Annotated in this window: 9 protein-coding genes; all 9 read right to left on the reverse strand. The window is 45.2% G+C overall.

The window, feature by feature from the left end:
• Window positions 1-12 precede the first annotated feature (12 nt).
• Window positions 13-1599 carry a lysine--tRNA ligase gene (lysS, locus tag H6F44_RS15990; protein ID WP_190352028.1) on the reverse strand — a complete coding sequence of 529 codons (1587 nt, stop codon included), beginning with the start codon at window positions 1597-1599 and terminating at the stop codon, window positions 13-15.
• A gap of 292 nt (window positions 1600-1891) precedes the next feature.
• A complete protein-coding gene (locus H6F44_RS15995; RefSeq protein ID WP_190352029.1) occupies window positions 1892-3463 on the reverse strand; it encodes a B12-binding domain-containing radical SAM protein in 1572 nt (523 codons plus the stop codon).
• 196 nt (window positions 3464-3659) lie between these two features.
• On the reverse strand, window positions 3660-4124 hold the full coding sequence (locus tag H6F44_RS16000; protein WP_190352030.1) for a YlqD family protein: 465 nt from the start codon (window positions 4122-4124) through the stop codon (window positions 3660-3662).
• A 46-nt stretch (window positions 4125-4170) separates the two neighbouring features.
• A complete protein-coding gene (locus tag H6F44_RS16005; protein WP_190352031.1) occupies window positions 4171-6051 on the reverse strand; it encodes an AMP-dependent synthetase/ligase in 1881 nt (626 codons plus the stop codon).
• Window positions 6052-6114: 63 nt separating this feature from the next.
• Window positions 6115-6339, reverse strand: coding sequence for an Hfq-related RNA-binding protein (locus tag H6F44_RS16010; protein ID WP_190352032.1), 225 nt, complete (start codon window positions 6337-6339; stop codon window positions 6115-6117).
• A gap of 83 nt (window positions 6340-6422) precedes the next feature.
• The gene (locus H6F44_RS16015) at window positions 6423-7310 is read right to left on the reverse strand and encodes a carbohydrate ABC transporter permease (RefSeq protein WP_190352033.1); all 888 of its coding nucleotides are present in this window, start codon (window positions 7308-7310) and stop codon (window positions 6423-6425) included.
• A gap of 160 nt (window positions 7311-7470) precedes the next feature.
• The gene (locus H6F44_RS16020; RefSeq protein ID WP_190352034.1) at window positions 7471-8532 is read right to left on the reverse strand and encodes a DUF1176 domain-containing protein; all 1062 of its coding nucleotides are present in this window, start codon (window positions 8530-8532) and stop codon (window positions 7471-7473) included.
• A gap of 94 nt (window positions 8533-8626) precedes the next feature.
• Window positions 8627-10234 carry an FAD-dependent monooxygenase family protein gene (locus tag H6F44_RS16025; protein ID WP_190352035.1) on the reverse strand — a complete coding sequence of 536 codons (1608 nt, stop codon included), beginning with the start codon at window positions 10232-10234 and terminating at the stop codon, window positions 8627-8629.
• A 52-nt stretch (window positions 10235-10286) separates the two neighbouring features.
• Window positions 10287-10688, reverse strand: coding sequence for a response regulator (locus tag H6F44_RS16030; RefSeq protein WP_190352036.1), 402 nt, complete (start codon window positions 10686-10688; stop codon window positions 10287-10289).
• Window positions 10689-10854: the final 166 nt, after the last annotated feature.

The following is a 10854-nucleotide window of genomic DNA, read 5'->3' on the forward strand; positions in this document are numbered from 1 at the left end:
AGCCATACATATTTATTGATTTAAAGCGATCGCATCTTGTAAACGTTGCAGCACAAAGGATTTTTCTAAATAAGAAAATAGACTGCCAGCTTTGGGACCACGTTCTTTATTTAGGAAGGTATAATAAACGGCGGCAAAGGCATCTTTTTGGGATACTTCCACTTGCTTAGATGTACTGAATAGCAGGGTTTGCAATGCTTCTCCTTCCCAATTCACATCAGCACTGAGGTTAGTCACCAATGCTTGGAGATAGGTAACTTGAGCCTTGGTGAGATGTTTTGCTTTTTCAGGCATCGCATCTTGATAAATCACCAGTTTCTCTTCTTCATCGGCATAGTCCTGTAGCCATTTCTTGCCAACCCGAATGCGATCGCGAATTATTTCCCAATCATATTCTGTTAGAGTCTTTTCACTACGGGCGGCGATCTCAGCCTCTAGATCAAGATTGAGAATTTGCAATAGGGAAATCAAAGTGCTGAAGTCAAAGGGATGATAGCTCTGTACCCGTTCATCGGTGTTTAACTGTGAATAGATAAGCGGTACTAATTCTTCCTGCGCCTTTTCATCTTTAACATCGTCACTCTGATATTTGACGATCAAATTATCGTAATCACGGAATAGGCGCGTTACTGTCTCGTAATTGGGCATGAAATTAATCACACTGCGTGGCTGTGTCCGCAACATCAAGAAGCGCAACAGTTCGGGCGGCAGTAGGTCGGCGATTTCCTTGGCGCTAGAGCCAACCCCCTTAGAAGAACTCATCTTAGTGCCATTTACCAAAATGAACTCATAGGGAGCATGGGTGGGCGGATTCTTTTTTAGAACTTTGCGACAAATGGAGTTGGCAACATCGCGAGAGCCGCCCTTTTGGGAGTGATCCTTACCTGCGAGTTCAATGGATACACCCACAACTTCCCATTTCGCCACCCATTCCACTTTCCAAGGCAGTTTGCCATTGCCATCAAAGGGAGATACCCAGCCTGAATGACCGCAGCCCTTGACATAATCCATAGCATTGGGCTGACAGGTGTAAAAAACCTTGCCATCTTGATAGTCGGTGACGGTGGTGGTGGCGATTTTGCCGCAATTCTCACAAATGGTTTGGAAAGGATACCAATTGTCGGGGCGATCGGCTTTGCTAATCTCTTTATAGGCTTCACGGACGAGATGGGCATTTTGCAGAAATAGGTCAATATAGGAGTTCATCCGCCCTGAACGGTAGAGATCGCGCAGGTAGTAAATCTCTGGGCGCACCCCTAGCTTGGCAAATACTTCTAAAAATTCACCCATGAAGTATTTGGCGTAGTCGGGGGCGGCAGACTGGTCGGGGGATGGCACATTGCAGAGGGGATGACCGAGATAGGGCGCAAATTTTTCTTGATCGAGATAATGCGGCACGGTGTCGAGGGCATCGTAGTCATCTACGCCATAGGTAAAGGTGACGGGTTTGCCTGCGTGTTTGAGGGCGCGATAAATTGCATCGTGAATCACAACCCCGCGCAGTGAGCCAACATGGACTCGCCCAGAGGGGGTCTTTGAGTCATTAACAATAATGCGATCGCCGCTTGCATCGGCTGCAAATTTATCCGCCCAAAACATATTAGTGGTTGTCCGAAGATTGAATTGAAGTAATGAGATTGCTTACAAGTAATTCTATAGCGCTTTGCGCTTAAAGTCATGTATTACAGCGCTTTGCGCTCAAGTCTAAATCAAGAATAATCTTGAAAGCCCTACTTTGCAACGGTTTGAGGATCTTGCTTGTGGTTAATCTAATCGGTAATTTCTGTAAGCTGGATTTACAAAAGCCAATGGTCTTTTGCCAAACAACATATTCTGTCCAAACAATAAAAGCATTGCTAGGCAACACTTTTATTGTTCTTTGAAATTGACGTTAAGCAGCAACGCGCTGTTGTTCTAGCTGCTGCAATCTAGACTCTTCTTGCCAATATTCGGCAAGTTGAGCTTCGATCTCACGGCGCACAATGTCACGGTATTCCAAAAAGTGTTCATTATGAGCGCAGACAGTCAGGTAATGCTCCCATACCGCAGGATTGTTTTTGATCATGCTAAACAAATGATGCCAGAATTTCCAACGGGTTGAGCGCTTAATGCCCTGCCGCCACACCACGATCGCCAAAGCTTTGAGATCGACAAGGCTAGGCAATTTTGCAGCCGCCTGTACCTTGGGTGCGCCCAATTTCAAAAAGTAACGATAGACGCGATCGAGATAGGCATGAGCCTCATAGAGCGCACAGAAAGCATCTACATATTCTCTGGCGATTTCTTCCACAGGACGGGTTGGCTCAAAGTTCATCAAAGTGGTTTGATTGAGGTTGCCATTTTTGGTGCGTAGGCGACCTTCCTTTTCGAGGCGATGCCAGAGGGCAGTATGGGGTAAAGCTTGTAGCATGGCGAAGGTGGTGGTGGGAATGCCTGTGAGTTCGGCAAAACGGACGATGCGATCGCCTGCCCCCTTTTTCTCACCATCAAAGCCGATGATGAAGCCAGCCATGACGCGAATGCCTGTTTTGGTGATCGTTTCCACCGCTTCCAATAGAGAAGATCGCGTATTTTGGAACTTCTTGGTCATTTGCAAACTATCTTCGTCGGGGGTCTCAATGCCGAGAAATACGGCATCAAAATAGCATTCCACCATCAGATCCATCAGTTCTTGATCGGCGGCAAGGTCAATGGAAGCTTCGGTGTTGAAACGGAAGGGATAGCCATGTTCCTTTTGCCAAATCTTCAATTCTTGCAATAGCAAGCGGACATTGCGCTTGTTGCCGATGAAATTATCATCTACCATGAAGACACCGCGCCGCCAACCCAAACTGTAGAGATAGTCGAGTTCGGCTAGTAATTGAGCAGGGGTCTTGGTGCGGGGTTTGCGACCATAGAGAACGATGATGTCGCAAAATTCGCATTGAAAAGGGCAACCTCGCGAAAACTGTACTGACATCGAATCATAGGCTTCAAATTCTAATAAATCAAAGCGCGGTACGGGGGTACTAGTGACATCGGGCTTTTCACTGGTGCGGAAGATGCCACTGGGTTCGCCCTTAGCGATCGCCTCTACAAACATCGGCAAAGTAATCTCACCCTCATCCAAAATCAAATAATCTACACCCGCCGCCTCTGGCACTTCGGGCGAAGATGTGGGGTAAGGACCACCGCAAGCCACTTTCTTGCCCCGCCGCTTTGCCTCACCAATCAAAGACAATAGATCATCCTTTTGGACGATCATCGCCGACAAAATCACCATGTCTGACCACTGCCATTCCGCCTCGGTAATGTCCCTGACATTGCGATCGACCAGCTTAAAATTCCACTCTTGAGGGAGAATTGCTGCCACCGTAATCAGCCCTAGCGGTGGTAGTAACACCTTACGATTTACTAGCTCTAGAATCTTCTCGTAAGACCAAAATGTTTTTGGGAAAAGCGGATAAACCAGTAAAACGTTCATATTGTTGAGGTATAGCAATTGACATCTAGATAGGATTTTAAGCCTAAATCACTAGTAACGGTGCGAAAGAGCAAAATTGAGTGGCATCGCGAAGCAATTTGTGATAACCAAAAATTATCAGTACGGTGCAAATCTTCACCCCCCAAAAAACTTTAAAAGCGCTGCAAAGCAACGCTGTTAAAGTTTTGGGGTGATATTAAACCGCAGGGAATCCTGTGCGAATATCCTCGACTACACCATCACGCAACACGATTTCAACCCGCATGAGGGCGATCAGATTATCGCCTTTGCTGGCGGGGAAATAGCTATCTAGCTGCCCTTGGGATACTTCCTGCTCTAGCTCTAGGGTTTGCACTTGGGTCAACTGATTGAGCAATTGATTTTTTTGATCGAGCATTTCCGCTTTCACTCGATTCATTTCGGCGCGAATTCCATCGATCGCATTGGCTACTTCCGCCGAAAAAGGCTTAATACTTTGACGCTCAATTTCATTGATCTGGCGAGAGCCTTGAGCATCCACCTGTTGCATTTGGGCATCAAGTTGGGCAATTTGCTGTTGCAGTTGTTGCTGCATTTCCTCTTTCCAGCGCTGGGTCACAATCACCTGAATGTTGGCGGTGCGGCGCAGCAAAAGCTGATTAGAAAAATCAATCGAATTCACACTTATCTCCAATTTGGTAAAGGTTTGAATGTTTAACTGCTAAAGTTTAATTGCTAAACATTTTGACAATAATATCTTGATAGCGATCGCAGATAATATTACGGCGAATTTTAAAGGTTTGGGTTAAGCAACCATTATCGATCGTAAAGGGGGCAGGCAGAAATGCAAACACGCCGATGCGATCGTTAATGCTGTAACCTGGGCGATTTTGAATCTCGCGGTTGAGTTCATCGCGATATAGATTACGGATTTTTGGCTCATTCAGCAAGGGCAGAATATTTGCTAATTCTGAATCGGCGGGGATCAATTTTGCCGCCTCTAGTGCGGATAGATTCGGCACAATTAGCAGCCCCAATTGCTTTTGATCTTGCCCCACGAGCATCACCTGATCGATATAAGCACTGCGAATGCAAACATCCTCAATGGGCTGCGGCTCAATGTTCTCGCCATTGGTCAGCACGATCGTATCCTTAGCGCGACCCGTAATCACCAAGTCGCCCCAGGCGCTAACCTTCCCCAAATCGCCAGTATCAAACCAGCCCTGGGGATCGATCGCTTTGGCAGTGGCTTCTGGATTTTTGTAATAGCCCTGCATCACCTGCGGACCTCTAATCAGCACTAAGCCCTGTTGCCAAGTTGGTACATTCTCTCTAGTGGCGAGATCGACAATGCGTGTCTCGGTCTGGGGGAAGGGCTGACCGTCACCGCCGCGAATGTTGCGGTTAGGGCGGCGCACATGGGTAATCGGGGAGGTTTCGGTCAAGCCATAGCCGCCAAGGATTTCAATGCCCACGATTTCGTAGAAGTCCTCGAGATGCTCAGCGATCGAGCCGCCACCACTAACAATATATTTGAAATTACCGCCCGTTGCCTCCCGCACCTTTTGATAAACCAATTTATGCCCCAATCGGTGAATAGCCCACAACCCTGCCATCACAAAAGCAGCTTTGAACTTTTCCCCGAAGGTGGGATTGATATTCTCCACATCTAAGCCTTGCACAGTACGCTTCGCGACAATGTATTTCTGACTGTTGCTAAAGAAGAAATTAATTAGGCGCTGTTTACTCGCGGGTTGCTCCCGAAACTGTTTCTGTACTCCCTCATAAATTGACTCCCAAAGACGCGGCACTGCCACCATATAATTGGGTTTGTGATCTTTGAGATCCTTTTTGATGGTACGAAGATTGGTATAGATTTGGGTGCAACCTTGGGAAAAAATAAAATATTCAAAGGTGCGCTCGTAGGAGTGCCATGTGGGGAGAATGCTCAGTACTTTTTCGTTAATTTGCAGTTGCAAAACTGTTTGGGCGGCGGCAACTTCGTACAGAAAATTGCCGTGGGTGAGCATTACGCCCTTGGGTCTGGCGGTTGTGCCTGATGTATAGATCAAGGTGGCGAGGGTGTCGCGCTGAATGGGGGGATTGCCCAGATCTTTGCTTGCCCCTTTAGCTAATAATTGCTGAAAGTTATAAGCACCCTCTGGGGCATCTTCATCGGATAGCAAAATAATTTGCTTGACAGGCAGATTATGCAGTTCTGGCTCTAACTTGCGTAGGGTTGCCAGATTTTCCACCACGATCGCCACACTATCACTATGTTCAATGATATATAGCAGTTCATTCCGTTCGGCTTGGGAGCTACGGGTGGCATCAGCAGCACCGATCGCCAATATGCCTTGATCGGCAATCAACCAGCGCGGCGAGTTGTCAGCAATCAATGCCACCTTATCGCCAAACTGAATACCCAACGATCGCAAACCCGCGCCAAAAGCGTTAATCTGCTCAAAGGTATCCCCATAGGAGATACGGGTGGGCGGCTTGGAGTGGGGATCAACAAGGGCGATCGCATCGGGGAATGTCTTCGCGCCATGTTGCCACAGTTGCCAGAGGCTAGTTGCAGCTTGTGCGTTAAAGCTATGGTTGGACATAGGGATTTGCTGTAATGAGTAGACCTAGTGATTGGACTTAGTGATTGGACTTAGTGATTGGACTTAGCTTTTGATGTAGGCGATCGCGTGTTGCCAAATGATTAATTTATGCCCAGAGGTGTCCAAACAGATGCAGCTATCATCAATCCAATTAATTTTGCCGCGCAGTTGATCGCCCGTAACCAACTTAATTTCTACTTCACTCTTCTCGCGGATGATGCCATGGATACGGCGAATACTGGGCAGTAATGTATTAAGTCCAATTTTTGTGGCGGTAGGGGCGCTCATAAATTTCACCTATGACTGGATTAGGGATTTTAGCTACAGATATTAGCATCATATAGCTGTAGTCGGTGCTGAACAGCATTGTATTATCGGATGGCAACGGGGCTGGCAAATTTAAAAGTGGCAATGGAAATAATAAATATTACTGAGAATAAAAATACGCCGATCGCCGAGGCATAGCCCATTTCTAAACTAGTAAAACCTTTATCATAGAGATGATAAACAATGGTTTTGGTGGCATTGGCGGGTCCCCCTTGAGACATGATATATACTTCTTCAAATATCTTCATTGCTGAAATCGAAGAAATTACGGATACTAAAATAATATAGGGACGCATTAAAGGAATCGTAATATCAAAATGCTTTTGCCAACCATCAGAACCATCGATTGCCGCCGCTTCGTAAAGATCCTGCGGAATTGACTGCAAACCTGCTAAATAAATCACCATGTAATAGCCCACACCACGCCAAATTACCACACTAATCACCGCAAAAATAGCAGTGCGCGGATCGGTGAGCCAAGGAATAGTAATATTTTGCGAACTAACTATTGATAGGAAATAATTTAAAATGCCATTTTGGGCATAGACCCATTTCCAAGCGATACCCGCAACCACAACTGAAACAACGACTGGAAAGTAATAAATGGCGCGAAAAAATTTAATAGTACGAATTTTTTGATTAACTAAAATAGCAAGGGCAAGGGAAAAAATAACTAGGCTGGGGACGGCAAAAATTAAATAGGTTAAAGTATTACCCAATGTTTGCCAAAATACGCGATCGCGCCATAGTTTATCATAATTTTGCCAACCAATAAAGCTAGGATTGCCAATGAAGTCATAGTCCGTAAAGCTTAAATAAATCGCCTGAAATATGGGCAGAAAAGAAGTTAAACCCAAAAAAATAACTGCTGGCAATATAAATAAATAGGGTGTCCAAGAAAAGTTTTGATTTTGATTTTTACCTAATTTCATAAACCTAGTGTCATTATTTGAGAAAAATTAAGACCTCCAACTTTCTCGATATGCGTACAAATTATTTTTGACCACATCAAAAAAGCCAGAGATCTAATAGAGCCAGAAGCTAAGAGCCAGAAGCTAAGAGCCAATAGCTAAAAGCCAATTTAAAAAACTCCTAAGGATAAATAACTGGAAAATCCTGCACATATTTACCATCACACTCATATTTTGCGCGATATTCTTGTAACACCATGCGATCGCCCTCTAGTTTATAAAGTGCCGATGAGCCGCAATCTCCTAGACCGCGAAACTTAGTGAAATTAGTCATTGTCTGCGATCGCACATTTACCCTTGGCATTCCCGCGATCGATCTGCTAGTGATGCGCTTGGGTGGAGTACCTTCTTGAAAAGCATCAAACTCCATCGGAATCACACGCGGTTGGGGAGATTCGTCAATCCAAAGCACATATTCAAAAGCACCTTGATAGGCAGCCAGAAAACATTGCACCTGCACCAGATAGCGCTTGTCAGTCAATTTAAAAGCCCGTGACCCCATACCGCTATTGCTATCCCGAAAATCATCTTTGCAAATGCCTAATTTTTCGCGATTGGCAAGCACATATGCCAAGGGATCATTGTTACTAGAACCATCTTTACCACTAGCCAGATATTTCAATAACTGTTCCTCATTGACCTTGCCATTGGGAAAGGTCACGCGCATTACAGGCTCAGGATTTTGGCTGGTTGGGGCTTCGATCGCATAGAGATAGCCGCCATTGTTGAACTCGATTACATCAGACTTTTGCGGATTGTAATCCTTTGCCTCTATTTCTAAACCACCACTACCATCCTTGTTGCGACTCATGTAATAGCGGGGGATATCGGGAGTACTGGCATCGGCACAGATATACACAAGAAAGCTAGAGGTTTCGCCATAGGCATAGGCAACACGATTATTGCCACAAATTTCTTTGTCTGGCAAGTCAGCAATATTTCCTGTGGCGATCGCTTTGGTTTTATTAGCAGACGATGGAGCGGCAGTTTTTTTTGTATCTGTCACCTTGATCACAGTGGATTGGGGTGTACTGTCAGCTTTGGAAGAGCCAGTGGGGGATACAGCTTGAGCCGTGGAACCATTGGCTGCATTGGTGACAGCGCTATTGGGAGGATCTTGATTGGCACATCCAAGCAAGACCATAGTCATCATCGTTGAAATTAAGCTAATTTGTCGCAACATAAGTCTTGCTCCTTGTGTGATTCAAAAGTCTGTGGTGGCAATTCTTACCACCATAGGCTTTTGGGATTGTAATAAAGATAGCGCAAAGCGCCGATCACTTTGGGCGATCGCCCGTAGCAAAATCGCCACCAGAGCCATACTGCCATCTTTCTAATTGACGTTGCCAGTAGTACTTTTGTTCGGGTAAGAGGTAATCACCTGTGACAAATATTTGTAAACCGACTTGATAAAGCAGGCTGTAATAGCCTAGTCCTAAATAATGTTTGAACCAGTCAAGCAGGGTGAACAAGCCCACTTCGCGCACAATTTTGAGAACTAAAACGGGATCGGTGATCGCCATTGCCAGCATAGTTTGTGTAAGCGGCAGGAACTGCACGACATCTTGTAAAAATGGATAGATCACGCGATCGCCAAGTTTTGCCATGCAGTCAAAGGTGACATTTAGTAAATTATTAATGCGATCTTGAGAATTTAGAGAACTATCAACGCTATTCACAGACACACTCATCGATTTCTGAAATAGCCATGTCACCGCGAGATTCGGTTGATAGGGTTGCAATTCTTGTAAATCTCGCCTTGTTAGCCAGTCACCCTGCAAAGCTTGATCAAGTCCTTGGGTCAGCCTTTGCAAGTGGCGTACCATTGCCCCAAAGCCGCCAAAACTAAGGGGTGACTGCATCCCCGCACTATCGCCCACCTGCATCACCCGATCCCAAGCGATCGCCAAAGGATTATTGGCATAGGCAGGGAAAAATCCCATGAGCATTCTCACAAATTGCAATTTTTCTAGTTCCACTGCTTGATATTCAGGCAACCAGCGTAAATAATCTGCCATTAGTTGCGCGAAACTAGGGCGACTGGGATCGGCATCCACATAGGTAAACATATAGGTGGTGCGTCCATCCCGCGCTGGAAAGGCTTCCCAAAAATATTGACATTGATTTTGAATGGGCGTGAAGCTATAGATTAAATCGCCATAGCCCTGATTAGGCATCCCCTTAGCACAACTGCCCACCACCATACAGACCCCTTCGGGCTTGAGGCTAGGCTGGGTTAGCGATCGCCCCTGTCTAGCGATCAGCGAAAAATGCCCCATTACATCCAGCAATAACCGCCCTGTAATTTTTGCGGTCGATAGAGCATTGTGCGACCGAACTTCTACCTCCACGCCATCATCATAAACAGTCGCACTATTAAATTTAGTTTGTTCTAAAATCTTGCCCCCATCAGCGAGAAATTTCTGTTTAAGAGTTGCCAATAGATAAATTGGATCAACGCCAATATTGAGAATATCGCGCACCCACAGATCTTTGCCACCACGAAAACCCACCCGCGCAGGATTGTAAATAGTAGCGATCGCTGTTTCCAATTGCGATGCTGTGAGCAGCCCTAATTCCACCAAGCTAGACAACTCACGGCGCGAAATATTCCACTCCTGCGCCCGCCCCCTCAGTATGCCCTGCTCTACCACGATCACCCGCCAGCCCAACCCCTGCAAAGCCGCCGCTATAAAAATCCCCAGAGTGCCACCACAGACAATTACATCAAAATCGCGATCGCCTAGGTTCTGATTTTTAGATCTGTTGATTACCTTGGCAACCTCTTGATAGTTCTGGCGATAATTTTTCCAAAAAACATCCATGCGCTCTAATTGCAAAGACGCATCAGGCGGCATTTGTGATTGAATACGATCCCAGAGCATAGGTTAGTTGAATAATAAATACAAGATAGCATTATTCCACACATCCAGCAGGTTATCTGGGCGAGAAAGTTACCTGTTGAGCATATCTATTTAATGCTTGAATAACATTCTCAAACTGAAGTGGTTTAGTAATAAAATCATTCATGCCTGCATCAATGCATCTTAGCCGATCTTCATGGTAAGCATTTGCAGTTAAAGCGATAATCCAAGGCTGATTTTCAATTTCTCGACGTATTTTTTGCGTGGTTGCGATTCCATCCATTTCAGGCATTTGGATATCCGTAAAAATTATCTCATATGGTTTAAGAGCCAACATTTTTAATACTTCTGATCCATTGTTGGCAATATCAACTTTAAGCCCAAGTCTCTTGAGAAATAAAGTAAAGATTTTTTGACTAACGATATCGTCTTCCGCTAACAAAATTGGCAGATTTTCTGTTATATTCTGCGACAAAAGAGATTGCTGTATAGATGGCAGATCGGGGGCTAAAAAATTTGGCTGATCAAAACCTTTTTCTAGGGAGCATCCCAAGTTTGCGCTAAGTAGAAATACTTAGCGATGGGGAATTATTAAGAAAAGCTGTACGCAAACGTAAGATCTTTGGAACATTGCATGGATT

Origin of the sequence: Pseudanabaena cinerea FACHB-1277 (assembly GCF_014696345.1) — a bacterium.
Taxonomy (GTDB): Bacteria; Cyanobacteriota; Cyanobacteriia; order Pseudanabaenales; family Pseudanabaenaceae; genus Pseudanabaena; species Pseudanabaena cinerea.

Coding starts and splice junctions, on each gene's coding strand:
- lysS (WP_190352028.1), bottom strand. CDS start 1,599: ATGTTTTGGGCGGATAAATTTGCAGCCGATGCAAGCGGCGATCGCATT.
- H6F44_RS15995 (WP_190352029.1), bottom strand. CDS start 3,463: ATGAACGTTTTACTGGTTTATCCGCTTTTCCCAAAAACATTTTGGTCT.
- H6F44_RS16005 (WP_190352031.1), bottom strand. CDS start 6,051: ATGTCCAACCATAGCTTTAACGCACAAGCTGCAACTAGCCTCTGGCAA.
- H6F44_RS16010 (WP_190352032.1), bottom strand. CDS start 6,339: ATGAGCGCCCCTACCGCCACAAAAATTGGACTTAATACATTACTGCCC.
- H6F44_RS16015 (WP_190352033.1), bottom strand. CDS start 7,310: ATGAAATTAGGTAAAAATCAAAATCAAAACTTTTCTTGGACACCCTAT.
- H6F44_RS16020 (WP_190352034.1), bottom strand. CDS start 8,532: ATGTTGCGACAAATTAGCTTAATTTCAACGATGATGACTATGGTCTTG.
- H6F44_RS16025 (WP_190352035.1), bottom strand. CDS start 10,234: ATGCTCTGGGATCGTATTCAATCACAAATGCCGCCTGATGCGTCTTTG.